This is a genomic window from Mixta tenebrionis, from assembly GCF_006517625.1.
Taxonomy (GTDB): Bacteria; Pseudomonadota; Gammaproteobacteria; order Enterobacterales; family Enterobacteriaceae; genus Mixta; species Mixta tenebrionis.
In genome coordinates, this window is sequence record NZ_VHQI01000001.1 from 153,091 (window position 1) to 178,044 (window position 24,954).

The window sequence follows — 24,954 nt, forward strand, 5'->3', positions numbered from 1 at the left end:
ACAAAAAAGCCTCCACGAGGGAGGCTTTCAGCGCGATTTATCGTTTCTTTTCTTTGCGCAGCAGCCCCCGACATTCAGGTGCTAAAGTAAAAAAAGAAACGAAAAATAGCGTACATATCTGGTTTTACCTTATCGCTTGCGTTAACGGCTCTATTGAAATGCCAGCAGGCGGAAAAGTCAATCTTTTGCTACGGTTACAGATAATAAAAGAGGGAGCAAGCTCCCTCTTTCATCTGACTTACGCCAGCGCTGATTTCGCTTTTTCAACCAGTGCGGTGAATGCCACTTTGTCGAATACGGCGATGTCGGCCAGGATTTTACGGTCGATTTCAATGGACGCTTTTTTCAGGCCATTGATGAAACGGCTGTAAGAGATGCCGTTCTGACGCGCTGCTGCGTTGATACGCGCAATCCACAGCTGACGGAACTGACGCTTACGTTGACGACGGTCACGGTAAGCATACTGACCAGCTTTGATAACAGCCTGGAAGGCAACGCGGTAAACACGTGAACGTGCACCGTAGTAGCCTTTAGCTTGTTTTAAGATTTTTTTGTGACGTGCGCGGGCAATGACACCACGTTTTACACGAGCCATGTGAGCTCTCCTGTTCTATATTCTGATGGAAAAAATTAACTTATGCGTACGGCAGGCAGGCAATAACCAGACCCAGATCGCCTTTAGACACCATGGCTTTCGGGCGCAGGTGACGTTTACGCTTGGTTGATTTTTTGGTCAGGATATGACGCAGGTTAGCGTGCTTGTGCTTAAATCCACCTTTACCGGTTTTTTTAAAGCGTTTAGCCGCGCCACGGACAGTTTTAATCTTAGGCATTTATAAAATATCCACTTCGCATTGTTAATAAAATGAATCAGGCAGGCGAACAACGGCCGCACAGCGCGAACGCTGCGCGGCATTGTTACTTGAAAGCCTACTGTTTCTTCTTGGGTGCGAGCACCATGATCATCTGGCGGCCTTCGATCTTCGAAGGGAAGGATTCGACCACTGCCAGTTCACTCAGATCTTCTTTCACGCGGTTAAGCACTTCCATACCGATCTGCTGGTGCGCCATTTCACGTCCGCGAAAACGCAGGGTGATTTTAGCTTTATCGCCTTCTTCCAGAAAACGAATCAGGTTGCGTAGTTTGACCTGATAGTCGCCTTCGTCGGTACCAGGACGGAATTTAATTTCCTTAACCTGGATAACTTTCTGCTTCTTCTTCTGTTCCTTAGAAGACTTGCTCTTTTCATAGAGGAACTTGCCGTAATCCATTATACGACAAACCGGCGGTTCGGCGTTAGGGCTGATTTCAACTAAATCAACACCTGCTTCTTCAGCTTTTTCAATAGCTTCGCGTAAACTAACAATACCAAGCTGCTCGCCTTCGACGCCAGTCAGACGCACCTCGGTAGCACGGATTTCACCGTTAATACGATTGGGACGCGTCGGTTGAACTCGTTTTCCGCCTTTAATACCTTATTCCTCCAATTGATGAAGATTGCGGCTGCGTATTTCTTGCTGCAGCTTCTCGATCAGCACATCCACGTCCATAGACCCAAGGTCTTTACCGCGGCGGGTACGTACAGCCACTTTACCGGCTTCTACCTCTTTATCACCGCAGACCAGCATATAGGGGACGCGACGCAATGTGTGCTCGCGGATTTTAAAGCCAATCTTCTCGTTTCTCAAGTCTGCTTTTACACGAATGCCCGCATTCTGTAGTTTTCGCGTTAATTCGTTGACGTAATCAGACTGCCCGTCGGTGATATTCATCACCACTGCTTGTACCGGCGCCAGCCAGGTTGGATAAAAACCGGCGTATTCTTCAGTGAGAATACCGATAAAGCGTTCCATTGAACCCAGAATAGCACGGTGAATCATTACCGGCACCTGACGTTCATTATTTTCACCTACATAGGAGGCACTCAGACGGCCCGGCAAAGAGAAGTCGAGCTGAACGGTGCCGCACTGCCAGGCGCGATCGAGGCAGTCATGCAGGGTAAATTCGATTTTCGGGCCGTAGAAGGCGCCCTCGCCCGGCTGGTAGTCGAACGGAATCGCGTTCTCTTCCAGCGCGGCGGCCAGGTCCGCCTCTGCGCGATCCCACAACTCATCGCTGCCGATACGTTTTTCAGGACGGGTAGAAAGTTTCACCACGATTTTTTCAAAACCGAAGGTGCTGTACATGTCATACACCATTCTGATGCAGCTGTTTACCTCAGCGCGCACCTGTTCTTCGGTACAGAAGATATGGGCGTCATCCTGGGTAAAGCCGCGCACGCGCATCAGGCCGTGCAGCGAACCGGAAGGCTCGTTGCGGTGACAGCTGCCGAACTCCGCCATGCGCAGCGGCAGGTCGCGGTATGATTTTAGACCCTGATTGAAAATCTGCACGTGACCGGGGCAGTTCATCGGCTTAATGCAGTATTCACGGTTCTCAGACGCGGTGGTAAACATCGCCTCTTTGTAGTTTTCCCAGTGGCCGGTTTTTTCCCACAGCACGCGGTCCATCATAAACGGACCTTTAACTTCCTGATACTGGTACTCTTTCAGCTTGCTACGCACAAAGGTTTCCAGTTCACGGAAAATGGTCCAGCCGTCGTTGTGCCAGAACACCATGCCGGGCGCTTCTTCCTGCATATGGTAGAGGTCAAGCTGCTTGCCGATCTTACGATGGTCGCGCTTCGCCGCCTCTTCCAGACGTTGCAGATAGGCGTTCAGCTGCTTCTTATCCGCCCAGGCTGTGCCGTAGATACGCTGCAGCATTTTGTTATCGCTGTTGCCGCGCCAGTAGGCGCCGGCGATTTTTTGCAGCTTAAAGTGATGGCAGAAGCGCATATTCGGTACGTGCGGCCCGCGGCACATATCGATATATTCTTCGTGGTGATAAAGGCCGGGACGATCGTCGTGGCTGACGTTCTCATCGAGAATGGTCGTTTTATAGCTTTCGCCGCGTGCGGCGAAGAGGTCGCGCGCTTCCTGCCAGCTAACTTTTTTCTTCACCACGTCATAGTTGGTTTCGGCCAGCTCGTGCATGCGCTTTTCCAGCCGCTCGAGATCTTCCTGCGTCAGGGTATGATCGAGATCCACATCGTAATAGAAGCCGTTATCGATCACCGGGCCGATAGCCATCTTAGCGTTTGGCCACAGCTGTTTCATCGCATGACCCAGCAGATGCGCGCAGGAGTGGCGAATAATTTCCAGCCCCGCCTCATCTTTAGCGGTGATAATCGCCACGGAGGCGTCTTCAGAGATAGGATCGACCGCATCCACCAGCTCGCCGTTAACCCGACCGGCGATGCAGGCTTTCGCCAGACCCGGTCCGATATCCTGCGCGATTTCCATTACGCTAATGGCGCGATCGTAGCTACGCTGACTGCCGTCAGGAAGAGTAATTACAGGCATTTCATATCCTTAAATGCAGTGGTAACCCACACGAAAGATTACATGCAAAATTGATTTTGAGTTAATTTTCAGTAAGTCATCGGCCAATACCAACCCACAATTGTCAGTTTGGCGCGCGGCCGGCACGCATTCTAACGTGTCCAAACCGGTTGATTACTAAAGAGTGACCATCTTACACGCTAAAGAGATGATGATAAACAGCCGCTTGCCCAACAGAGGCGTAAAACATCGCCCTTTCGCGCCGCCCGCTGTTTTCTAATGCCGCCGCGCCTCACGGCGGCGGCCGGGAACAACGCTACGCGGCGATAATGCGCTTTGCTGATAAACCGATTATCAGCCAGCGCTGGAATAACAAAGGCTCCTGCCCGGACGCAAAATTGGCGAAAACAGGCTCTCAACGTTATCAATCATCAGCCGACGATAGCGGTTAGCCTGTTGCTGTTTTGGCTTTATTACCGCAAGCGAGATAAGAATTATCTGATAGCCGCCATAATAATGGCGCTCACCGGCGTGGTAAATGCGTTAAGCGACGTAAGCAGCGGCCAAATACGTCGCGCAGCGCAGCTGCCGCGCGCAATATAATCACATATTTTTCTCACCCGCCAGGCGGCGCTATAACGCCCCGCCGCCGCCCTTCAACTCCCGCATAATGGTCTATGATTGTTCTCTGTACGCTGCCTGGAGCCGGGACAATCGGACGCCGTTTCATTTCGCCACGCTGAACAGGCAGCCGCCTGAAATGGCTCCTGCTACAGCGCCGTTTCCGATCGCCTCCAGCCCGCGCTTACATTTATACGCGATAAAATCGCATCAGCGGAATAAAGCCCGCGCGATGTCGTCCATTGCTCACTTCTGGATAAAAGAGGCAATTGAATGGAGTCCAAATCATTTGTAAAAAGTTGGGGTGCCGAATATCAGGCCGACGGTAGCGTGCGCTTTCGCCTCTGGGCGACCGGGCAAAAGACGGTAGCGCTCAGGTTATCCGGCGAAGAAAAAGCGATGAACCCGATCGGTGACGGATGGTTTGAACTACAGGTCGCTAACGTTGCGCCCGGTGCGGAATATCATTTTGTGCTGGCCGACGGTATGAGCGTGCCGGATCCGGCGTCACGCGCCCAAAAGGCGGAGGTCAACGGCCCGTCTCTGGTTATCGATCCCACCCGCTATCGGTGGCGCAATACTCAATGGCAAGGGCGCCCCTGGAGCGAGACCGTCGTCTATGAGATGCATATCGGCACCTTTACCCCGGAAGGCACCTTTCAGGCGGCGATTAACCAGCTGCCCCGGCTTGCCGAACTGGGGATAACCATGCTTGAGGTCATGCCGGTTTCACAATTCGGCGGCCAGCGCGGCTGGGGCTATGACGGCGTATTGCTGTATGCGCCGCACGCCGCCTACGGCACGCCGGACGATTTTAAAGCTTTCGTCGATGCCGCCCACGATCACGGCCTCTCGGTTGTGCTTGATATCGTGCTCAACCATTTCGGCCCGGAGGGCAATTACCTGCCGCTGCTGGCGCCTGATTTCTTCCATAAAGAGCGCATGACGCCGTGGGGCGCGGGCATCGCCTATGATGTGGCGGCTACCCGCAGCTATATCGCTGAAGCGCCGCTTTACTGGCTGCAGGAGTTTAACCTTGACGGCCTGCGCTTCGACGCTATCGATCAAATAGAAGACAGTTCCGATCGCCACATACTGATCGAGATTGCCGAGCGCATCCGCGCTGAGATTACCGACCGTCCGATTCATCTCACAACCGAAGATAACCGTAACGTTATCTTTCTGCATCCGCGCGATGAGAACGGCAACGCGCCGCTGTTTACCGGCGAATGGAATGACGATTTCCACAATGCCGCGCACGTCTTCGCCACCGGCGAAACGCACGCCTACTATCAGGATTTCGCCAGCGCGCCGGAAAAACTGCTGGCCCGTACCCTGACGGAAGGCTTCGCCTGGCAGGGTGAAGTTTCCCCGCAAACCGGCAAGCCGCAGGGCGTCAAAAGCAGCGGTCAGCCGCCGGTCGCCTTTGTCGATTTCATTCAGAACCACGATCAGGTAGGCAACCGCGCCCAGGGCGACAGGCTGATTACCCTGGCCGGCGCCGATCGCACTAAAGTCCTGCTCGCCATGCTGCTTTTCTCGCCGCATATTCCATTGCTGTTTATGGGCGAAGAGTATGGCGAAACCAATCCCTTCCTGTTCTTTACCGATTTTCATGGCGATCTGGCTAAGGCGGTGCGCGAAGGTCGGGCAAAAGAGTTTGCCGGTCACGCCGGACATGAAGGCGAAAGCGTGCCCGATCCTAACGCGCCGGAGACCTTTAAGCGTTCAAAACTCGACTGGGACAAAGCTGAAAGCGAGGAAGGCAAAGCCTGGCTGGCATTCACGCGTGAACTGCTGGCCCTGCGCCAGCAGCATGTCGTACCGCTGCTGGCTACCGCCGGCGGCAATGCGGGCAGCGTACTGAAAACCGCAGCGGGATTGGTCGCCGTAAGCTGGCGTTTCCCGCAAGGGACGCTTTCCATGGCGATCAATATCGGCGCAGCCGCCCAGCCGCTGCCGGCGCTGCCGGGCGCAACCATTTTTGCCTGGCCGCAGGCGAGCGCTGAACTGCCGCAAAACGCCATTATCGTCCGCCTTGCTTCAGGAGATGCAGCGTGAATATTCCAACCGCAACCTACCGTATTCAGTTTCGCAACGGCATGACCTTCGATCGCGCCGCCGCGCTGGTTCCTTATCTGCAGCGGCTCGGCATCAGCCATCTTTATGCCTCACCGATCTTTACCGCCACCGCGGGATCAACGCACGGCTATGACGTTACCGACGCCAATGAGATCGATCCCGCCATCGGCGGACGCGCGGGCTTCGACCGCATGGTAAAGGCGCTCCGGCAGGCCGGGCTGGGGCTGATTCTGGATATCGTGCCGAACCATATGGCCGCCTCGCTGGAAAACGCATGGTGGCGCGATGTGATAGAGCATGGATCGCAAAGCCGCTACGCCCACTATTTTGATATTGACTGGACGCGCCGCCTGACGCTGCCCTTTCTCGGCGATACCTTTGAAAAAGTGCTGGAAAACGGCGAAATCAGCGTCCAGCGCGATCCGCAAACCGGTCGCCCCGCTTTTGCCTGTTACGACAGCTTTTACCCGCTGACGCCGGAAAGCTGGCAGGGGCGCGAAGCGGAAGTCTTAGCGTTAACTGACGCCAGAGCGCTGACTGAGCTACACGATCGGCAGCCCTGGCGTTTGATGTCGTGGCGCGACGCGCCGCGCGATCTCTCCTATCGCCGCTTCTTTGAAATCACCGGTCTGGTGGGGGTACGGGTTGAGGATAAGGCGGTATTCGATGATACCCATCACCTGATCCTTGAACTGGTGCATTCCGGCGCGGTGGATGGATTGCGCGTCGATCACGTTGACGGCCTGGCCGATCCGCAGGCCTATCTGGAACAGCTGCGCCGGCAGGCCGGGCCGGAGTGCTATATCACGGTAGAGAAAATTCTCGGCAAAGGCGAGCAAATCCCTGAAGAGTGGCCGATCTCCGGCACCACCGGCTATGAATTTATCGAATCCCTTTCCGACGTGCTGGTGGATAACGATCGGCTCGGCGCCATGCGCAAGGCCTGGGATGAGGTAACCGGCAGGCGGGTTGATATGAAGGCCGAGCTGCGCGCCGCCAAGCTGCTGATGGCGAATAAAAACTTTGAAGGCGAATTTAGCCGGCTGCTGCATATCGCGCTGACGGTCGCCGAATCGGAAAATGCGGCTCTGGATCGGGATGCCGTCGCCTCCGCGCTGCGCGAACTGCTGATCGCCTTTCCGGTTTACCGCACCTATGGCACCGCGGCGGGGATGCGCCCGGCGGATCGCGCCATGCTGCGCAGCGTGGCCGACAAGATAAAAGCGGGCAGCAACGCGCCCGATACGGCGACGCTCGATTTTCTTACCCGGCTGCTGGCTGGAGATATCGCTGAGAACGCCGCCGCTGAAGCCGCTAACTTCCGCATCCGCTTCCAGCAATTAACCGGCCCGCTGATGGCGAAATCGGTTGAGGATACGCTGTTCTTCCGCCAGAACATGGATCTGGCGCTGAATGAAGTCGGCGCCGAGCCGCTGCCGCGCACCTTCTCTATCAGCCGCTTCCATAAAGAGATGCAGACGCGGCTTGAACGGCAGCCGGATGCGCTGTCCGGCACCTCAACCCATGACACCAAACGCGGCGAGGATGCCCGCGCCCGGCTCTACACGCTGACCGAAGCGCCGCAGCAGTGGGCCGAATGCGTAACCCGCTGGCGTCAGATGAATCAGCAAAAAGTGGTGACGCTGGAGGATGGCGCGGCGCCGAAGCCGGCGGTCGCCTGGATGCTGTATCAGGCGCTGGCGGGCGTCTGGCCTACCATGCTACAGCCGCAGGATCGCGCGGGCCTGCGGGCGCTGGAAGAACGCCTGCTGGAATTTACCGAAAAAGCGCTGCGTGAGGCGAAGCAGCGCACCAACTGGGGCGACAGCAACGACAGCTATGAGAAGGCGGTGCTTGACTACGCCAGTCATCTGCTCTCCCCCGACAACGCGCCCTTCCTGCACGATTTTTCCGCCGCGCTGCAGCCGTTTATTCGCGCCGGCCTGGTCAACAGCCTGACCCAGACCATCCTGAAGCTGACGGCGCCGGGCGTGCCGGATATCTATCAGGGCAGCGAGGCGCTTAATTTTAGCCTGGTCGATCCCGATAACCGACGCGATCCCGATTTTCCCGCGCTGCAACAGATGCTGGACGACGACGACATGTCCGCCATCACCGGCGAAGAAGGCTGGCGCAGCGGCGCGCTGAAACAGCGTATCGTCGCCCGGCTGCTGCATCTGCGCCAGCAGCAGCCTGCGCTGTTCCGCCGCGGCGACTATCTGCCGCTTAACGCCGTCGGCGAGCATGAAGAGAACGTCATCGCTTTCGCCAGGGTAGACGAAGAGGCGGCGCTGATCGTCATCGCTCCCCGTCTGGTCTTTCACCTGCTGCCGGATAATCTGGCGCTGCCGCATAGCGCGCACTGGGCGGGAACCGAGCTGGCGCTGCCAGAACGGCTCGCCAACCGCCGCTATCGCGACATGCTGAGCGGCGAAGAGCGCGCGGTTACCGATCGCATCGCGCTGGATACTTTCGATCGCTGCCTGCCGGTTTCGTTTTTAAGCGTTTAATGATGAAAAAAATAACCTTGTTATGCATCGCTGCTGTCGGCGACAACCTGTACATTCAATGGAGAAGAATGCATGTCAAACGGTAAGCCCTTTGAAATTACGGCGGGGTACAGCCACCTGCTCGGCGCCAACTTTGATGGCGAAGGCGTCAATTTCGCTATTTTCTCCGCCCATGCGGAGCGCGTAGAGCTTTGCCTCTACGATCCCAGCGGACAAAACGAAATCGCCCGTTTCGATCTGCCGGAATATACCCATGAAGTCTGGCACGGCTACGTGCCGGGCCTGAAACCGGGCGCGCTCTACGGCTACCGCGTTCACGGCCCTTACGATCCGGAAAACGGCCATCGTTTCAACGCCAACAAACTGTTAATCGATCCCTACGCGCGCGAGCTGGCCGGCGATATCGCATGGAACGAGGCGCACTTCGCTTACGATCTGCTGCATGAAGATAAAGACCTGACTTTCGATACGCGCGACAGCGCCCCTTTTACCCCGAAATGCCGGGTTATCGATCCCCACGCCGTCGACTGGCAGGATAGCCAGCGTCCCGCCATCGCCTGGCCGCGCTCGGTGATTTACGAAACCCATGTGAAGGGCTTTACCCAGCTCAACTCCGCCCTGCCGCCGGAGCTGCGCGGCACTTTTGAAGGCATGGGCCATAAGGCTTCGGTTGATTATATTAAAAGCCTCGGCATTACCTCGGTGGAGCTGCTGCCGGTTCACTGGTTCCCGGACGATCAGCATCTGCTGGATAAGGGGCTGAAAAATTTCTGGGGTTATAACTCGCTCGGCTTCTTCGCCCCGGCCACGCGCTATTACGGGCCGAACGGCATTCAGGGCTTCCGCGATATGGTGCGCTCGTTCCATGACGCCGGGATCGAAGTCATTCTCGACGTGGTGTATAACCACACGGCGGAAGGCAATGAGCTTGGCCCGACGCTATCGTTCAAGGGGATCGATAACTTCTCCTACTACCGCACCATGCCCGACCAGCATCGCTACTACATTAACGATACCGGCACCGGCAACACGGTAAACACCTCGCACCCGCGCGTGCTGCAAATGATCATGGATTCGCTGCGCTACTGGACGGAATCGATGCATATCGACGGCTTCCGCTTCGATCTCGGCACTATCCTCGGCCGCGAGCCGGAAGGCTTTGACCAGCGCGGCGGCTTCTTCGATGCGGTGATGCAGGATCCGGTACTGTCGAAGGTGAAACTGATCGGCGAACCCTGGGATATCGGCCCCGGCGGCTATCAGGTTGGCGGCTTTCCGCCGGGCTGGGCCGAATGGAACGATAAATATCGCGATACGGTGCGCGAATACTGGAAAGGCGATAACGTCTCTACCGATTTCGCCGCGCGCCTGCTTGGCTCCGGCGACCTTTACGATCAGCGCGGACGCCGCCCCTGGGCCAGCGTCAACTTTATCACCGCCCATGACGGCTTTACCCTCAATGACCTGGTGTCATACAACGAAAAGCATAATGAGGCCAACGGCGAAGATAATAACGACGGCCATAACGATAACCGCTCCTGTAACTACGGCGCCGAAGGGCCAACCGACGATGAAGGCATCAACGCGGTACGTGAGCGGCAGAAGCGTAATTTCCTCGCCACTATCCTCTTTTCCCACGGCACGCCGATGCTGCTGGCGGGCGACGAGTTCGGCCGCAGCCAGATGGGCAACAACAACGGCTACTGCCAGGACAGCGAGATCTCCTGGGTACACTGGGACGATCTGCCGGAAAGCTGCGAGGCGCTGCGCGAGTTTACGCGCCAGGTCATCAAATTACGCGCCGAACAGCCGCTGCTGCGTCGGGAAAACTGGCGTGACGGCATGGATATCAAATGGTTTAACGCCGGAGGCGGTTTCCAGCAGCCGGAACAGTGGGATGAAGGCTCCACGCTCGGCGTCTATCTCGGTCGCCCGGATCTGCAGCCGGAGGAAGGGATCTGGCATGATGTGCTGATGCTGTTTAACCCGTTTGAAGGCAATGTGCCGTTCCGTATTCCGCAGTTTGGCGAAGGCGGCTGGGTGCTGGAAATCACCACCTCCGATACGGCAAAACGCGGGCTGGTGATCACCAAAGAGATGGATTTCGAACTGGAAGGACGCAGTATCGCCCTGTTCCGCCGTCCTTAAGCGCCAGGGTAGTAAAACAGCGCGCGCGCCGCGGCGTGCGCGCTCCTCGCCAGCGGCTAAGGGTGCTTATCGCTGCATAGCCGATCCCACAATTCGTTATGGGTATTGATCGCCCGCACCGTGCGCGCATCCATCACTTCCACATCGTTGCCGTGCGTATAAATCGGCTGAAACAGCGTACAGGAGGAGTCCACGCTGGCGCGATCAATCATTGACGTTGTATTTCGACCGGCGCAGCTTGTCGCGAGCAGCAGCGTCGCTGAGATTAGCATTAGACGTTTCCACATTTTTAGCCACCTTAATATTTTCCGCCTGTTTATGCGCAACGGCTTCTGCCTGACGCGTTTGCCGCTGGGCCGCCGCCACGTCCGCCTTCGCCCTCTCCTGTGTTTTACCGATCTTTTTTCCGCCGAAGTAAGAGCCGGCAAGCCCGACGATCACCGCCAGCCCGCCCACTACCCAACTCCAGCCCCCGGACAACAACGACATTATCTCGCTCATGGTCAGGCCCTCCGCTCGCGCTTTTTCTTTAAAGCGTAGGCGGCCAGCGTCGCCCTGCAAGGCTTCTGAAAATATTTTATTTGACAACCATTTAGCCGCTTCGCTTTGCCGCGTTGACGGTTAGGGTCTACCTTCAATGACATAACTTTACCAAAACAGGGATAACGCACAGGAAGTGGCTACCGCGCATGTCGTTATGAGAACACCTAATGAGCCAACACACCTGCACCATTATCTATAACGGTGAGCCGCTGCACGGCGAAGCCAATATTCCGCTGATCGATTTTCTCCAGGCGCAGGGCAAAATATTGCCGCACGTCTGCTATCACCCGGCGCTGCCTCCGCTGCAATCCTGCGACGTCTGTTGGGTTGAGCATCAGGGCGAGCTGGTACGCGGCTGTACGCTGCGCAGCGAAGAGGGGCTGACCATCTCCAGCCGTCAGCCAGAGGCGCTGGCGGCGCAGGAAGAAGGGATGGATCGCCTGCTGGCGCGCCATGAGCTTTACTGTACGCTGTGCGAACACAACACCGGCGACTGTACGCTGCATAACACCGTCGCCGATATGCATATTCCGATTCAGTACTATCCCTACCAGCGCAAGCCTTATCAGAAGGATGAAAGCAACCCCTTCTATACCTACGATCCCGATCAGTGCATTCTGTGCGGGCGCTGCGTCGAGGCGTGCCAGAACGTCGAGGTCAATGAAACGCTCTCTATCGACTACCGCGCCGATCACCCGCGCGTACTGTGGGACGGCGGCACGCAGATCGCCGGCTCCAGCTGCGTCAGCTGCGGCCACTGCGTTACCGTCTGCCCCTGCAACGCGCTGCTGGAAAAAACCATGCAGCCTGACGCCGGGCCTTTTACCGCCATGCCGGAAGATCTGAAACGGCCGATGATCGATCTGGTGAAAGCGCTGGAAAACACCATCGGCGCGCCGCCGATTACCGGCGTGTCGCTGATGGATATGGCGATGCGCCAGAAAGAGATCAAAAAAACTAAAACGGTCTGCACCTACTGCGGCGTCGGCTGCAGCTTTGAGATGTGGACGCGCGATCGGCATATTCTTAAGGTACAGCCGGTGGTCGATGCGCCGGTCAACGGCATTTCCACCTGTCTGAAAGGCAAATTCGGCTGGGATTTCGTCAACAGCCCGCAGCGCCTGACCACGCCGCTGATCCGCGAACAGGGCCGCTTCCGCCCCGCCAGCTGGGATGAGGCGCTGGATCTGGTGGCGCGGCGGCTAAAAGAGATCGCCGCGCAACACGGCGGCGACAGCATCGGTTTTATCGGCTCCAGTAAGGGCAGCAATGAAGAAGCCTACCTGACGCAAAAAATCGCCCGGCTGATTTTCGGCACCAACAACGTCGATAACTCATCGCGCTACTGTCAGAACCCGGCCACCCAGGGCCTGTTCCGCACCGTGGGCTACGGCGGCGATGCGGGCACGCTGGAAGATTTACAGCAGGCCGATCTGATCGTCATCGTCGGCAGCAACCTGGCGGAGAACCATCCGGTGATCGCCTCGCGCATCAAGGCGGCGCAGAAGCACAAGGGGCAGAAACTGCTGGTGGTCGATCCGCGCATGAACGAGATGGCGGAGCGCGCCGATCTCTGGCTGCGTATCCGCCCCGGCAGCGACAGCCTGTGGGCCTGTACTATGTCCCGCTATATGTTCGATCACGGCTACGCCGACGCCGCCTTTCTTAATGACAGGGTCAATCAGGTAGCCGCGTATCGCGCCTCGCTGGCGCCCTATAGCCTGCATTACGCCAGCGAGCGCACCGATCTCGCCGTCGGGCAGCTGATCGAGGCGGCGGAAATGATCGGCCAGGCGCAGCGCGTCTGTCTGCTCTGGGCGATGGGCATCACCCAGCACAGCCACGGCGCCGATACCAGCACCGCGCTCTCTAACCTGTTGCTGGTGACCGGCAACTATGGCCGCCCCGGCACCGGCGGCTATCCGATGCGCGGCCATAACAACGTGCAGGGCGCCAGCGATTTCGGCTGCCTGAGCAACCTCTATCCCGGCTATGAAAAAGTCACCGACGCGGCGGTACGGGAAAAATGGGCGCGCGCCTGGGGCGTTGAGCCGACGGCGCTCTCCGCTAAGGTCGGCGCCGATAACTTTATGATGGTGCAGCAGGCCCATGAAGGCTCGCTGAAGGCGATGATGATTATCGGCGAAGAAACCGCCTTCTCCGATGCCGATTCCAGCAAAGTGCATGAGGCCTTCAGCAAACTCGATTTTATGGTGGTGCAGGATATCTTTATGAGCCGCACCGCCGAATTTGCCGACGTGGTGCTGCCCGGCTGCCCCAGCGTGGAAAAAGAGGGCAGCTATGTTAACACCGAGCGCCGCATTCAGCGCTTTTATGAAGTGATGCCGCCGCTGGGCGACAGCCGCCCGGACTGGCGCATTCTGACCGAGCTGGCGGCGCGCCTCGGACATCCCTGGCCTTACCATCATCCGGGCGACATCATGGCCGAAGCGGCGAGCATCGCCACGCTTTTCGCCGGGGTCAGCTATGCGCGTCTCAGCGGCTGGCAATCGCAGCTGTGGCCGGTAAAGGCGGACGGCAGCAGCACGCCGCTGCTCTATACCGACGGCTTTAAATTCCCCGACGGCAAAGCGGTGCTGTGGCCTGTTGAGTGGCAGCCGCCGCAGGAAGAACCGGACGAACAGTACGACCTGCTGCTGAACAACGGGCGCATGCTGGAGCATTTCCAGTCTACCAACCAGAGCGGCCGCGGAGGCCGCATGTTTAATCTCTCGCCGAACTGGTTTGTTGAAATCAGCCCGCAGCTCGCCCGCGAACGCCAGCTCAGCGAAGGGGACTGGGTCAATATCGCCTCACGGCGCGGCGCGCTGCAGGTGCCGGTCACCATCACTGCGCGCGCGGCGGGGAACGTACTGTTTATCCCGATCCACCACGGCAAACCCGGTATTAACAGCCTGACCGGCGATCATCACGATCCCGACGTCAACACCCCGGCCTATAAAGAGATTGCCGTGAAGATGCAGAAACTGCCGCGTCCGCCGCAGGCGGAGGTGCTGCCGCAGCAAAACTTCCGCCACGGCAGCCGCACGCCGCTGCCGCATCTGCCTGTCGAAGAGAAGTGGCGCCAGGAAGGCTATACCCTGCCGCCGGAACATACCCAACACCCGGAGAAATTTTAATGGCTGAACGAATGAGCTACGAGGTGCCGCCGCCCAAAACCGCCCCCGACGCGCATGACGCGCTGCACGAGCTGCTGCACAGCCTGCACCGCCACGGCTTTTTACGTCTGGCCAATGATATGGTCTGCGCCAATACCCAGATTGCGAAAGTGCTGGTGGACGGGCTGAATAAGCCGGGTTCGCAAAATGCGCTGCAAAATCTGTCGGCACTGCTGATGGCGCTGGCGGATATTCCGCCGGGAGAGTTTTATAAGACGATTTCTGCCGTTAAGGCCGCGTTAAACGCGGTGAATCACCATGCGCAAACCCAGCAGCAGCAGGCGGCGCCGGGCGTCAGCGGCACCTGGAAGCTGCTGCATGATGAAGATCTCTGGCATGCGGTCATGCCGTTAGTTGCCGGGCTGAAAGCTTTTGCCGGCGCGATGGAACAGCCGGCGCCGGAGAAGCCGATTAGCGCCTTCAGCGGCAAAGACAGCCATGCCTGATGCCGGGCTGACGCTGCTGCTCTCCCGCGCTCAGTTCGCGGTAACCATCGGCCTGCATATTATTCTGGCGGGCTTCAGCTTCGGCCTGGCGCTGTGGCTGACGGTGCTGGAAGGGCTGTGGCTGCGGCGTAAAGAGCAGCGCTATCTCGACGTCTATAACTTCTGGCTGAAGATTTTTGCGCTGAACGTGGCGGTCGGCGTGGTTTCCGGCGTGGTGATGGAATTTCAGTTCGGCACCAACTGGGCGCCCTTTATTGAGCGGGTCGGCGGGCTGATCGGCCCGCTGATGTTCTACGAAGTGCTGGTCGCCTTCTTTCTGGAAGCGGGTATGGTGGGCGTGATGATGTTCGGCATGGATCGCATCGGCCCACGCCTGCATTTTATGGTAACGGCGCTGGTGGCGCTGGGCGCCCTGATTAGCGCGTTCTGGATCCTGGCCGCCAACGCCTGGATGCAGACGCCCGCCGGCTTCGTGCTGGACGCGCAGCAGCGCTTTCAGCCGCAGAGCTGGCTGGCAATAATTTTTACCCCTTCCTTTCCCTGGCGGCTGGCGCATATGACGCTGGCGATGCTGATCGGCACCGCTTTTATGGTGGCGGCGGTGGGCGCGTGGCAGCTGTTGCGTTTCGGCGATAGCGGCCGCAGCAGGCTAATGGTCTCGATGTGCCTGTGGCTGCTGCTTTTTCTGACGCCGTTGCAGGCGCTGGTGGGCGATCTGCACGGTGAAAACACGCTGCGCTACCAGCCAGCAAAAATTGCCGCCGTCGAAGGCGACTGGCAACGCCCGCCGCCGGGCCAGGGCGAGCCGCTGCGCCTGTTCGCCCTGCCCGACCAGCAGCAGCAGCGCAACCGCTGGGAGCTGGCGATTCCCGATATCGGCTCGCTCTATCTGCGCCATAACTTAAGCGGTCAGATAAAAAGCCTCAGCGAATTTCCGCCGCAGGATATCCCGCCGGTCGCGCCGCTATTTTTCGCCTTTCGCCTGATGGTCGGGCTGGGCATGTTAATGATCGCCGTCAGCCTCGCGGCGCTGGTACAGCGGCTGCGCGGGCGTCTGTGGCAAACGCGCTGGCTGTTGAAAACGCTGGTGCTGATGGGGCCGGCAGGTTTTATCGCCATGCTGGCCGGCTGGGCGGTTACCGAACTGGGCCGCCAGCCCTGGACGGTTTACGGCCTGCTGCGTACCGCCGACAGCGTCTCGCCGCTTGATGCCCGGCTGGTGATCGCCTCCGGCTGCGCCATTCTGCTGATCTACGGGCTGGTCTTTTTTATCGGCCTGCGTTACCTGCTGCGCGATGCTAACCGTGCCATGCGCGCCGGAGAAGCGGGTCCGGCGCCGGAAATGGACCCCGCAGGAGATAAATCGTGATCGCCCTGTCGCTGGCTGATATCTCTGCCGCCACGCTGGCGGTATCGCTGTTGCTGTATCTGCTGCTGGACGGCACCGATCTTGGCGTCGGCATGCTGCTGTTCTGCTTTCGCGACGCCGACTCGCGTCGCCGCCTCACCGCCACTATCCTGCCCATTTGGGACGCCAATGAAACCTGGCTGGTGCTGCTGGCGGGCGGCATGCTGGCGCTGTTTCCGCTGGCTTACAGTTCGCTGTTTAGCGCCATTTATCTGCCGCTGTTTATTATGCTGCTGGCGCTGGTGCTGCGCGCCGTGGCGCTGGAGTATCGCGGTCATGTCGCCCCGCGCTGGCATCGCACGCTGGATAATCTTCACCAGCTCAGCTCGCTGGTTGCCGCTTTTATGCAGGGCGCGCTGGCTGGTCTGGTGGTGGGTAATCAGACCCAGGCCGGACCTTTTGCCTGGCTGACGCTCTATCCGGCGCTGTGCGGCTTCGGCCTGATTGCGGCTTATCTGCTCTGCGGCTGCTGCTGGATCCAGTGGCGCGTCAGAGGGCCGGAGATACGGCTGGCGCATCATCTGGCCTGGCTGTTTCTGGTACTCAGCCTGTCGCTGCTGACGGCGATTAATTTGCTGGACAGCCGCGCTCTGCTGCAGGCCTGGCAGCGGCCGCCGGGCCGGATAGCGCTGTTGTTAATGCTGCTGACGTTGGCGGGCCTGCTGTTCGCCATGGCGCGCCGGCGCCCCGTGCTGGCGCTGATGCTGTCATTAAGTCTGATAACCTTATGTTGGGGCTTGCTGATTATCGGCCTCTACCCCTGGCTGCTGCCGGGCAGGCTGACGATTCAGCAGGCGGCAGCCGCGCCGGCGACGCAGCTGTTTCTGCTGGGCGGCTATGCGCTGATCCTGCCGGTTACCCTCGCCTATAACAGCTGGGCCTTCTGGGTATTTCGCGCCAGGGTGCGTTAGCTTTATCGAAGCTGTATGTAATATGCTGCATGTTAACGCTATGAGAGGCATAATCTTTCTTCCGTCGCTGGCGGCGGGAGAAGAATCACTGACAGCGTGGCACTAAGGCTCTGTCGTTTCAGGCAGACAGAGCTTCCCTGCCGGGATGAAAGCAACGGGCCCGCTGAAAATACTAAGGAAAAAGTATGCTGATTGGCCCATACGTTAATGGCGCGGCGATAATTATTGGCGGACTGCTCGGAGCCGTCCTGGGCCGCCATATTCCGGAGCGCGTGAAAACCGCCCTGCCGCTGACCTTTGGTCTCTGCTCCATCGGCCTGGGTATTAACCTGGTAATAAAGGTAAACGCTATGCCCGCCGTGGTGATAGCGATGGTGACTGGCGCGGTGATCGGCGAGCTGCTGTGGCTGGAACAAGGCGTCGGTAAAGCCGCAGGGTTGACGCGCGGCCTGATTAACCGCTTTCTGCCGCCGGTGAAAGGTATCGGCGCCGAGAACTTTACCGAAAATTTCGTCGCGATTCTGGTGCTGTTTTGCGCCAGCGGAACCGGTATCTTCGGGGCGATGCATGAAGGAATGACTGGCGATCCATCCATTCTGTATATCAAAACGGTGCTCGATCTGTTTACCGCTGCGGTTTTCGCCACCATGCTCGGCTATGCGGTGATCGCTATCGCCATTCCGCAGGTGTTGATTCAGGTAGGGCTGGCGATGCTGGCCGTGGTCATCTTACCGCTGATTTCGCCGGCGATGATGGGCGATTTCTCCTGTGCGGGCGGCCTGATTATGATTGCGGCCGGCCTGCGCATCTGCAACATCAGGCTGTTTCCGGTGGTAAATATGCTGCCTGGCCTGTTCCTGGTAATGCCCTTCTCTTACCTGTGGGCTATGCTGCCCGGTTAGCCGGCGCCGAAAAAACGGGCCGCGGCTGGCGGCCCGCTCAGCTTACATCGCGTAGGAGAGCAGAATCTGCGTTTTGGTATCGGTATGCTCCGAGGCCGATTCCGGCGGGTTATTATTCCAGGTGACGTTATACGCCAGCTTCAGCGCGAAGTGCGCATTGATCGCCACCTGCAGGCCGGTTTCGGAGTTAACGGTGGTGTTATCGTTGAAGCTGCTCAACACCGAGACGCCCTGAATAAATTTGGTGGTGTCGGTCAGCTGCCACTGGTAGCTCAGCGCGCCGTAGCCCAGCCCCTGGGTTTCAGAGCCGCCGTCGTGGAAGTCATCATAGCGCACGCCCGGACCCAGCTCCACGCGCAGCGAGTGCGCCGGGCCGTTCAGGATCTGGCGCCCATAACCCACCGCCAGCACATCGCGTGAATCATAACCGTTAAAGCGATCGCTGAGCCAGCTTGCCTGACCAAACAGGTAGTCGCTGGCGTTCATGTTATAGCGCGTGCGCCCGCCAATCTGGTAGGTTTCAGAAGAGCGTTCATCGTTGGATGAGGTATTAGCCGCGTTGCCCCACAAACTGTAGGCGGTATTGGGCTGATACCAGGTCATATTGGTTTGGGCGGTTAACGACGAGCTGGTGGTGTTCCCGGTTTGCGCCAGGTAGCCTGCCGCCGCATTGCCCTCAAACGGCTTTTTTGCCGTAGAAGGATCGTCCATGACGGTAAAAACGTTATTATCCGCTAAGGCCTGGTGACAAAATGCGCTGGCGGAAAGCAACAGCGCGGCAGACAGCTTATTAAGCACTTTCATTATTGTGTGATCCGTACGACAGTTTTAAAAAAGGAAGAGTCTGAAGCGTTTTACGCGCCGATCAACGTCATTTAGCGTAAATATTGTAAACAGGCGTTAAAAAGCCCTAATACCTGAGCACGCTGGTAAAAATTGCGCTTAATAGGATTATTCTGATTAACGGCGCGCATTATAAATGCGTACCAGCTTGCTTAACAGCCAGGCGGCAATAAATATTTTTATCTGGATAAATCACTCACTACACACCACCTGCTGCGTACTGTTGTCAATCCGCCCTGCGGCGCCCGCGCCCAGCCTCTTTTCCTTGCGGAGCGACGGTAAAACGCGTAACAATTTGCTGCCCGCCGTTCGCCGTAACGAGCCGGGCAAAAGTTTGCGGCTAAATAAATTTCGCCAGCTATTCGATAGCGCCGCTATTCCACGGATAGTTATAAAAGCTATTTTTCTCGCCCGCTGCGAACCGGAAACAATTTTGCCGGCCGCTTTTTTTCAGCAGATTATTCCATGCCACGCTGGAAAGAATTAGCGCCATCCAGCAACACTGGCGTGAAAATATCCCGTCCGTCCTGGATTACAAGGCGTTCAGATTCTTTATTCAGGGTGATTTCTCTGCCCGTCCAAATCAATTAGCGTAATGCGGGCGCCGGGACGGCGGCTGCCAGCAGCGCTGCCGGCACAGAAAATTTTATCGCGCCATGCACCTTATTCTCCTTATTACAGGCGAGGCGCGTTATCCATCGGCTGGATAGTTAGCGGCAGGATACGATGATAAACAATGACATTAACAAGGCAGTTTTACGGGCGATTCGCCCCTTTCGCCTGCATGGTCTAAGCTAAAAATGCTTTCGGGAACAAGGAGGTGGATCTGCACGCTGCTGTCGTAGCCCGCAATGCGGCTGTCTCTGCCTTAGCGCGCAGAGGCTGGTACGGCGGCGCAAGCGTTATCAGGCAGTTACAGCAACTTTGTCCCTGAAAACAGTTCCAGCCTGTGCGCTCGCGCTGATTTTGTGTGAAATTTGCGCGTTACAATGATCATTACGCAGCGAAAATGAGGATAACCCCATGTGGTCAGCCATAAGTCGTCTGTTGAGTGAGCAGTTAGGCAACGCAGAAATCAGCCAGCGCACCGAGCTGCCGGGCGGCGAAGTCCACGCCGCCTGGCGTCTGCGCTACGGCGAGCAGTGGATATTTGTGAAAAGCAACGGCCCGGAAATGCTGCCGGCCTTTACCGCGGAAGCGGATCAGCTGGCGTTGCTGGCGCGCAGCCAGACGGTGCGGGTGCCGCAGGTCTACGGCATCGGCAGCGATCGCGATTACAGCTTTCTGCTGCTGGAATATATCCCCGCCCAGCCGCTGGATGCGCCGGGCGCCCGGCTGTTAGGCCAGCAGCTGGCGCGCCTGCATCAGTGGAGCGAGCAGCCTCAGTTCGGCCTCGATTTTGATAACAATATTACCACCATGCCGCAGCCTAACAGCTGGCGCCGCCGCTGGTCGCGCTTCTTTTCCGAGCAGCGCATCGGCTGGCAGTTACAGCTGGCGGAGGAAAAAGGCATTCGCTACGGCAATAGCGACCTGATTATCGACTGCGTACAGCGCGCGCTTGCCAGCCATCATCCGCAGCCTTCGCTGCTGCACGGCGATCTCTGGCCAGGCAACTGCGCGGGCAGCGACAGCGGGCCGTGGATCTACGATCCCGCCTGCTACTGGGGCGATCGCGAGTGCGATTTAGCGATGCTGCCGCGCTTCCCTGCGCTGCCGGAGAAAATTCTGGAGGGTTATCAGTCGGTATGGCCGCTGCCTGCCGGCTTCGACCAGCGTCAGCCAGTCTATCAGCTTTACTACCTGCTCAATCGCGCCAACGTTTTTGGCGGCAGCTGGCTGCAGGAGGCGCAGCGGGCGGTGGAGTTGCTGCTGGAGCTGGATGATGCCCGGCAGCATCGGGCCTGAATTTCAGGCCCGACTGGCGCTAGCGGATCAGGCCCAGCAGCGACAGCAAGAAATAACCGGCAACGGCAATAATAACCGGTAGTACATAAAGCGGGAAAATCTGCAGGAAGATCGTATGCCGCGGCACCACGATCTTCTCTTCAAGCTGCTGCCGGCTGCGTCCTTCCTCGCCTTTCGCCTGCTCAAGGATCAGCATATCCTCCACGCCCTCTTTCAGATGGCGTGACTGCCGCCACATCCGCGCCCCGGACGCCTGCAGCGCCAGGCCGACGAAAATCAGAAGGTAAATCAGCCAGAAACCAATATTGCTGCCGCCGTTAAAATCGGGCACCGGCGAATTACGCCAGAAAAAACCGAGAAAAGATGTATTAAAGCGGATCATATCAATCATCACATGCATAAAATCGAGCAGAACGGCGTCAATACCGGGCCGCTTCTCGCTGTGTCGAAAAATAAATCCCAGCAGCGAAATCAGCGTTGAAATCAGCGCCGGGATAAAAATAATCCAGCCAGCCACGCGTTTAATGATGGCAACACGGCCAGCCTGTTGATAAGTCATGGGTTCTCCTTGCACCTGTTGTCTGGCTGTAAGTCTACCTGCTGTCAGGGAAATCTGCCTGGAAAAAAGCGCCAGCAATAGCTTTTATCCTGTCAGGACATGGGTAGCCATTCTCCCGCTTCATGCTATGGTGAAACAAACTGACAAACCGGAGTTTTGTATGACCTATACCCGCCCTGTACTGGCCGCAATATTTGATATGGATGGACTGCTGATCGATTCTGAACCCTTATGGGATCGGGCCGAGCTGGATGTTTTCGCCACGCTGGACGTAGATCTCTCACGGCGCAGCGAGCTGCCCGATACGCTGGGCATGCGTATCGATCAGGTAGTGCGCATGTGGTATGAAACGCTGCCGTGGAACGGTCCCAGCCAGCAGGAAGTTACCGAGCGCATTATCGCCCGCGCGATTAACCTGGTGGAGGAGAAAAAGCCGCTGCTGCCGGGCGTAGAGCAGGCGCTGCAGCTCTGTCATGCCCAGGGTTTAAAGGTCGGGCTTGCCTCCGCCTCGCCGCTGCATATGCTGGAGAAGGTGCTGGCGATGTTTAACCTGCGCGACTATTTTGAAGTGCTGGTTTCCGCCGAGGCGCTGCCGTGGAGCAAACCTCATCCGCAGGTTTATCTTGATGCCGCCGCGCGGCTCGGCGTCGATGCGCTTAACTGCGTGACGCTGGAGGACTCATTTAACGGTATGATCGCCACCAAAGCGGCCCGGATGCGCTCAATAGTGGTGCCGGCGCCGGAGTATCGCGACGATCCCCGCTGGGCGCTGGCGGATGTTAAGCTGGATTCGCTGCTGGCGCTGACGCCGCAGCATCTGAAAGGCTACTAAGCGCGGCCCGCTGCATCAGCGCAGCGGGCTTGCCGCCGCGCATCTTTTATGCCCGATACGGTTTACATGCGTCGTCGGGCTGTTTCAGCGCTACGAAAAGCGAACTATTTTTCTGACAAACTTGATCTGACGTGCAGAATAAATAAAACGCCATTTCATTTTTATTGAATTCGATTTCCGTCAGGCCTATGATGTTTCTCACGATCCAGGTGAGCCATCACCCTATGTTTTTAACGACCAAGAGGCATCGACATGCAAGTTCGTCAGAGCATCCATAGCGACCACGCCCGTCAGCTGGACACGGCTGGTTTACGGCGCGAATTCCTCATCGAAAAAATTTTTGATGCTGATAATTACACCATGACCTACAGCCACATTGACCGCGTTATCGTCGGCGGCGTTATGCCAGTCCATAACAGCGTGACCATCGGCAGCGAAGTGGGCAAACAGCTGGGCGTAAGCTACTTCCTGGAGCGTCGCGAGCTGGGCGTGATTAATATCGGCGGTCCGGGCATTATCGAAGTTGACGGTAAAGCCTGGGAAATCGGCAACGAAGAAGCGCTGTACGTAGGTATGGGCGCGCAGTCAGTGGTGTTTAAAAGCGTTGACGCCGGCAAACCGGCCAAGTTCTACTACAACAGCGCCCCGGCCCACACGCGCTATCCTGACAAAAAAATCACCCCGGCTGACGCCTCGCCAACCACTCTCGGCGACGCTTCCACCAGCAACCGCCGCACCATCAACAAATATATCGTGCCGGACGTGCTGCCTACCTGTCAGCTGACCATGGGCCTGACCAAGCTGGAAGAAGGCAGCCTGTGGAACACCATGCCTTGCCACACCCACGAACGCCGTATGGAAGTTTACTTCTATTTCGATATGGATGAAGAAACCGCCGTATTCCACATGATGGGACAGCCGCAGGAGACGCGTCACCTGCTGGTGCATAACGAACAGGCCATTCTTTCGCCAAGCTGGTCAATCCATGCCGGCGTTGGCACCAAACGTTATACTTTTATCTGGGGCATGATGGGTGAAAACCAGGTGTTCGATGATATGGACCATGTAAAAGTCAGCGAACTGCGCTAACGTCGAAAGAAGGAAGCGAATTAATGATCCTTAATGCATTTAATCTGCAGGGCAAAGTTGCGCTGATTACCGGCTGCAATACCGGTCTGGGCCAGGGCATGGCCGTTGGTCTGGCGCAGGCGGGCTGCGATGTGGTTGGCGTCAACCGCTCCGGCGCGCGTGATACCCCTGCTCTGGTTGAAGCTGCGGGCCGTCGCTTCGTCAATATTGATGCCGATTTAATGGACAGCAGCGCAATTCCACAGGTAGTGGAAAAAGCGGTAGCCGCCTTTGGCCGTATCGATATTCTGATCAACAACGCCGGTATTATCCGCCGCCAGGACGCGATTGAATTCAGCGAACAAAACTGGGACGACGTAATGAATGTCAACAGCAAGACGGTATTCTTTATGTCGCAGGCGGTAGCGCGTCAGTTTATCAGCCAGGGCGGCGGCGGTAAGATCATTAATATCGCTTCGATGCTTTCCTTCCAGGGCGGTATCCGCGTTCCCTCCTACACCGCATCGAAAAGCGCGGTGATGGGACTGACGCGCCTGATGGCGAACGAATGGGCGGCGCACAACATTAATGTGAACGCCATCGCGCCGGGTTATATGGCGACCAACAACACAGAACAGCTGCGTAACGATGAAGATCGCAGTCAGGAAATTCTGAGCCGTATTCCTGCCGGGCGCTGGGGCGTGCCGCAGGATCTGATGGGGCCGATAGTTTTCCTCGCCTCATCCGCTTCTGATTATGTAAACGGCTATACGCTGGCGGTCGACGGCGGCTGGCTCGCACGTTAACCCTTACCGGACGGGGCTTTGCTCCGTCCGACATTCACTTCTGGTTACAACGTCACAACTTCCCTTCTACTGGATAAATCCCCTATACTGGATACATTGACAGTTATTTTCCAGGTTATTTCCATGACGGCCGAAGGCCACGTTATTTTCGCCATTGCCAGCGCCATCTTTGCCAAACGCGCCGGGCTGACGCCTGAGCTGGCCAACGGCGACTGGTGGCATATTATTCCGGCGGTGCTGCTGACCTGCCTGCTGCCCGATATCGATCATCCCCGCTCCACGCTCGGCCAGCGCTTTCGCTGGATATCGCAGCCCGTGGCGCGGGCGTTCGGCCATCGCGGATTTACCCACAGCCTGCTGGCGGTACTGGGCGGCGTGGCGCTGCTGCAGTTTAATCTGCCGCGCGACTGGCCGGTGCCCGCCGACGCCCTGCACGGTATGGTGCTGGGCTATCTCAGCCATATCGCGGCGGATATGCTGACGCCCGCCGGCGTGCCGCTGCTCTGGCCCTGCCGCTGGCGCTTCCGCTTACCGCTGCTGAATACCCGTTCCGGCAATCAGCTGGAGCGTATTTTTTGTCTGGCGCTGGTGGCGGGCGCGCTCTGGTTTCCGCCGGGCATGCCGCATTTCGGCGCCGATGGCTGGCCGGCTAAAGTGTTGAATAACGTTCAGTTTGGCATAAACAGCTTAATTAATCGCCAGCTGGATTAGTTTTTATACTAAAAAAGCGAAAAAGTTATAAACCATTCCATTCGGTTCTAATTGCTGTCGGGACGAGCTGTTACCATGCGGCCAACCGCGCTA

Annotated in this window: 21 protein-coding genes and 1 other annotated feature (1 of these 22 only partly in view); of the genes, 13 read left to right on the top strand and 8 right to left on the bottom strand. The window is 57.6% G+C overall.

All coding sequences use genetic code 11. The features are described from left to right. Positions 1 to 126 (bottom strand) — a sequence feature (Phe leader region) (it extends 1 nt beyond the left edge of the window). A gap of 112 nt (positions 127 to 238) precedes the next feature. The 4 genes from rplT to thrS form a co-directional block, all read right to left on the bottom strand. After that, complete coding sequence (gene rplT, locus FKM52_RS00685) at positions 239 to 595, bottom strand: 50S ribosomal protein L20 (RefSeq protein WP_010616241.1); 357 nt, start codon at positions 593 to 595, stop codon at positions 239 to 241. 40 nt (positions 596 to 635) lie between these two features. Then, positions 636 to 833 (bottom strand): 50S ribosomal protein L35, encoded by a 198-nt coding sequence (rpmI, locus tag FKM52_RS00690; protein WP_038626362.1) that lies wholly within the window; start codon positions 831 to 833, stop codon positions 636 to 638. Positions 834 to 930: 97 nt separating this feature from the next. Continuing rightward, entirely contained in the window at positions 931 to 1,473 is a 543-nt protein-coding gene (infC, locus tag FKM52_RS00695; protein WP_038626364.1) for a translation initiation factor IF-3, read from the bottom strand. A 3-nt stretch (positions 1,474 to 1,476) separates the two neighbouring features. Further along, positions 1,477 to 3,405, bottom strand: coding sequence for a threonine--tRNA ligase (gene thrS / locus FKM52_RS00700; protein WP_141174282.1), 1,929 nt, complete (start codon positions 3,403 to 3,405; stop codon positions 1,477 to 1,479). A gap of 873 nt (positions 3,406 to 4,278) precedes the next feature. Here thrS and treZ point away from each other — a divergent pair. From treZ to glgX, 3 genes are all read left to right on the top strand, one after another. Then, positions 4,279 to 6,066 (top strand): malto-oligosyltrehalose trehalohydrolase, encoded by a 1,788-nt coding sequence (gene treZ, locus FKM52_RS00705; RefSeq protein ID WP_141174283.1) that lies wholly within the window; start codon positions 4,279 to 4,281, stop codon positions 6,064 to 6,066. Then, a complete protein-coding gene (treY, locus tag FKM52_RS00710) occupies positions 6,063 to 8,597 on the top strand; it encodes a malto-oligosyltrehalose synthase (RefSeq protein ID WP_141174284.1) in 2,535 nt (844 codons plus the stop codon). Before treZ ends, treY begins: the two co-directional genes overlap by 4 nt. Positions 8,598 to 8,669: 72 nt before the next feature. Continuing rightward, positions 8,670 to 10,745: a glycogen debranching protein GlgX gene (glgX, locus tag FKM52_RS00715; RefSeq protein WP_141174285.1), complete on the top strand. Its 2,076-nt coding sequence runs from the start codon at positions 8,670 to 8,672 to the stop codon at positions 10,743 to 10,745. A gap of 56 nt (positions 10,746 to 10,801) precedes the next feature. On the opposite strand, the gene FKM52_RS21600 is transcribed toward glgX, so the two are convergent. Continuing rightward, positions 10,802 to 10,957, bottom strand: a complete 156-nt coding sequence (locus tag FKM52_RS21600) for a hypothetical protein (protein WP_160250321.1) — start codon at positions 10,955 to 10,957, stop codon at positions 10,802 to 10,804. Beyond that, positions 10,950 to 11,246 carry a hypothetical protein gene (locus tag FKM52_RS00720; protein ID WP_141174286.1) on the bottom strand — a complete coding sequence of 99 codons (297 nt, stop codon included), beginning with the start codon at positions 11,244 to 11,246 and terminating at the stop codon, positions 10,950 to 10,952. Before FKM52_RS00720 ends, FKM52_RS21600 begins: the two co-directional genes overlap by 8 nt. 209 nt (positions 11,247 to 11,455) lie before the next feature. Between FKM52_RS00720 and fdhF the strand changes: the two genes are divergently transcribed. The 5 genes from fdhF (at position 11,456) to FKM52_RS00745 (ending at position 18,134) form a co-directional block, all read left to right on the top strand. Continuing rightward, positions 11,456 to 14,428: a formate dehydrogenase subunit alpha gene (fdhF, locus tag FKM52_RS00725; protein ID WP_141174287.1), complete on the top strand. Its 2,973-nt coding sequence runs from the start codon at positions 11,456 to 11,458 to the stop codon at positions 14,426 to 14,428. Next, complete coding sequence (locus FKM52_RS00730; protein WP_141174288.1) at positions 14,428 to 14,913, top strand: helical membrane plugin domain-containing protein; 486 nt, start codon at positions 14,428 to 14,430, stop codon at positions 14,911 to 14,913. Before fdhF ends, FKM52_RS00730 begins: the two co-directional genes overlap by 1 nt. Further along, positions 14,906 to 16,282, top strand: coding sequence for a cytochrome ubiquinol oxidase subunit I (locus FKM52_RS00735; protein ID WP_141174289.1), 1,377 nt, complete (start codon positions 14,906 to 14,908; stop codon positions 16,280 to 16,282). The genes FKM52_RS00730 and FKM52_RS00735 overlap by 8 nt, the downstream gene beginning before the upstream one ends. Continuing rightward, the gene (locus FKM52_RS00740) at positions 16,279 to 17,232 is read left to right on the top strand and encodes a cytochrome d ubiquinol oxidase subunit II (protein WP_181407869.1); all 954 of its coding nucleotides are present in this window, start codon (positions 16,279 to 16,281) and stop codon (positions 17,230 to 17,232) included. Before FKM52_RS00735 ends, FKM52_RS00740 begins: the two co-directional genes overlap by 4 nt. Before the next feature lie 185 nt (positions 17,233 to 17,417). Next, a complete protein-coding gene (locus FKM52_RS00745) occupies positions 17,418 to 18,134 on the top strand; it encodes a DUF554 domain-containing protein (protein WP_141174291.1) in 717 nt (238 codons plus the stop codon). 42 nt (positions 18,135 to 18,176) lie between these two features. Here FKM52_RS00745 and FKM52_RS00750 read toward each other — a convergent pair whose 3' ends face one another. After that, complete coding sequence (locus tag FKM52_RS00750; RefSeq protein ID WP_141174292.1) at positions 18,177 to 18,938, bottom strand: DUF481 domain-containing protein; 762 nt, start codon at positions 18,936 to 18,938, stop codon at positions 18,177 to 18,179. 1,062 nt (positions 18,939 to 20,000) lie between these two features. Here FKM52_RS00750 and FKM52_RS00755 point away from each other — a divergent pair. Next, positions 20,001 to 20,885, top strand: coding sequence for a fructosamine kinase family protein (locus FKM52_RS00755; protein ID WP_141174293.1), 885 nt, complete (start codon positions 20,001 to 20,003; stop codon positions 20,883 to 20,885). 19 nt (positions 20,886 to 20,904) lie between these two features. Here FKM52_RS00755 and FKM52_RS00760 read toward each other — a convergent pair whose 3' ends face one another. Then, complete coding sequence (locus tag FKM52_RS00760; RefSeq protein WP_141174294.1) at positions 20,905 to 21,444, bottom strand: YniB family protein; 540 nt, start codon at positions 21,442 to 21,444, stop codon at positions 20,905 to 20,907. A gap of 160 nt (positions 21,445 to 21,604) precedes the next feature. Between FKM52_RS00760 and hxpB the strand changes: the two genes are divergently transcribed. From hxpB to FKM52_RS00780, 4 genes are all read left to right on the top strand, one after another. Then, positions 21,605 to 22,276 carry a hexitol phosphatase HxpB gene (gene hxpB / locus FKM52_RS00765; RefSeq protein ID WP_141174295.1) on the top strand — a complete coding sequence of 224 codons (672 nt, stop codon included), beginning with the start codon at positions 21,605 to 21,607 and terminating at the stop codon, positions 22,274 to 22,276. 252 nt (positions 22,277 to 22,528) lie between these two features. Next, on the top strand, positions 22,529 to 23,365 hold the full coding sequence (kduI, locus tag FKM52_RS00770) for a 5-dehydro-4-deoxy-D-glucuronate isomerase (protein WP_141174296.1): 837 nt from the start codon (positions 22,529 to 22,531) through the stop codon (positions 23,363 to 23,365). 23 nt (positions 23,366 to 23,388) lie between these two features. Next, a complete protein-coding gene (gene kduD / locus FKM52_RS00775; protein WP_141174297.1) occupies positions 23,389 to 24,150 on the top strand; it encodes a 2-dehydro-3-deoxy-D-gluconate 5-dehydrogenase KduD in 762 nt (253 codons plus the stop codon). A gap of 123 nt (positions 24,151 to 24,273) precedes the next feature. Next, complete coding sequence (locus FKM52_RS00780) at positions 24,274 to 24,861, top strand: metal-dependent hydrolase (protein WP_141174298.1); 588 nt, start codon at positions 24,274 to 24,276, stop codon at positions 24,859 to 24,861. The last annotated feature ends 93 nt before the right edge of the window (positions 24,862 to 24,954 follow it).

Excerpts from the sequence above, each read along its gene's own strand:
- rplT (WP_010616241.1), bottom strand. The coding sequence starts at position 595 with ATGGCTCGTGTAAAACGTGGTGTCATTGCCCGCGCACGTCACAAAAAA.
- rpmI (WP_038626362.1), bottom strand. The coding sequence starts at position 833 with ATGCCTAAGATTAAAACTGTCCGTGGCGCGGCTAAACGCTTTAAAAAA.
- thrS (WP_141174282.1), bottom strand. The coding sequence starts at position 3,405 with ATGCCTGTAATTACTCTTCCTGACGGCAGTCAGCGTAGCTACGATCGC.
- treZ (WP_141174283.1), top strand. The coding sequence starts at position 4,279 with ATGGAGTCCAAATCATTTGTAAAAAGTTGGGGTGCCGAATATCAGGCC.
- glgX (WP_141174285.1), top strand. The coding sequence starts at position 8,670 with ATGTCAAACGGTAAGCCCTTTGAAATTACGGCGGGGTACAGCCACCTG.
- FKM52_RS21600 (WP_160250321.1), bottom strand. The coding sequence starts at position 10,957 with ATGATTGATCGCGCCAGCGTGGACTCCTCCTGTACGCTGTTTCAGCCG.
- FKM52_RS00720 (WP_141174286.1), bottom strand. The coding sequence starts at position 11,246 with ATGAGCGAGATAATGTCGTTGTTGTCCGGGGGCTGGAGTTGGGTAGTG.
- fdhF (WP_141174287.1), top strand. The coding sequence starts at position 11,456 with ATGAGCCAACACACCTGCACCATTATCTATAACGGTGAGCCGCTGCAC.
- FKM52_RS00730 (WP_141174288.1), top strand. The coding sequence starts at position 14,428 with ATGGCTGAACGAATGAGCTACGAGGTGCCGCCGCCCAAAACCGCCCCC.
- FKM52_RS00735 (WP_141174289.1), top strand. The coding sequence starts at position 14,906 with ATGCCTGATGCCGGGCTGACGCTGCTGCTCTCCCGCGCTCAGTTCGCG.
- FKM52_RS00745 (WP_141174291.1), top strand. The coding sequence starts at position 17,418 with ATGCTGATTGGCCCATACGTTAATGGCGCGGCGATAATTATTGGCGGA.
- FKM52_RS00750 (WP_141174292.1), bottom strand. The coding sequence starts at position 18,938 with ATGAAAGTGCTTAATAAGCTGTCTGCCGCGCTGTTGCTTTCCGCCAGC.
- FKM52_RS00755 (WP_141174293.1), top strand. The coding sequence starts at position 20,001 with ATGTGGTCAGCCATAAGTCGTCTGTTGAGTGAGCAGTTAGGCAACGCA.
- FKM52_RS00760 (WP_141174294.1), bottom strand. The coding sequence starts at position 21,444 with ATGACTTATCAACAGGCTGGCCGTGTTGCCATCATTAAACGCGTGGCT.
- hxpB (WP_141174295.1), top strand. The coding sequence starts at position 21,605 with ATGACCTATACCCGCCCTGTACTGGCCGCAATATTTGATATGGATGGA.
- kduI (WP_141174296.1), top strand. The coding sequence starts at position 22,529 with ATGCAAGTTCGTCAGAGCATCCATAGCGACCACGCCCGTCAGCTGGAC.
- kduD (WP_141174297.1), top strand. The coding sequence starts at position 23,389 with ATGATCCTTAATGCATTTAATCTGCAGGGCAAAGTTGCGCTGATTACC.
- FKM52_RS00780 (WP_141174298.1), top strand. The coding sequence starts at position 24,274 with ATGACGGCCGAAGGCCACGTTATTTTCGCCATTGCCAGCGCCATCTTT.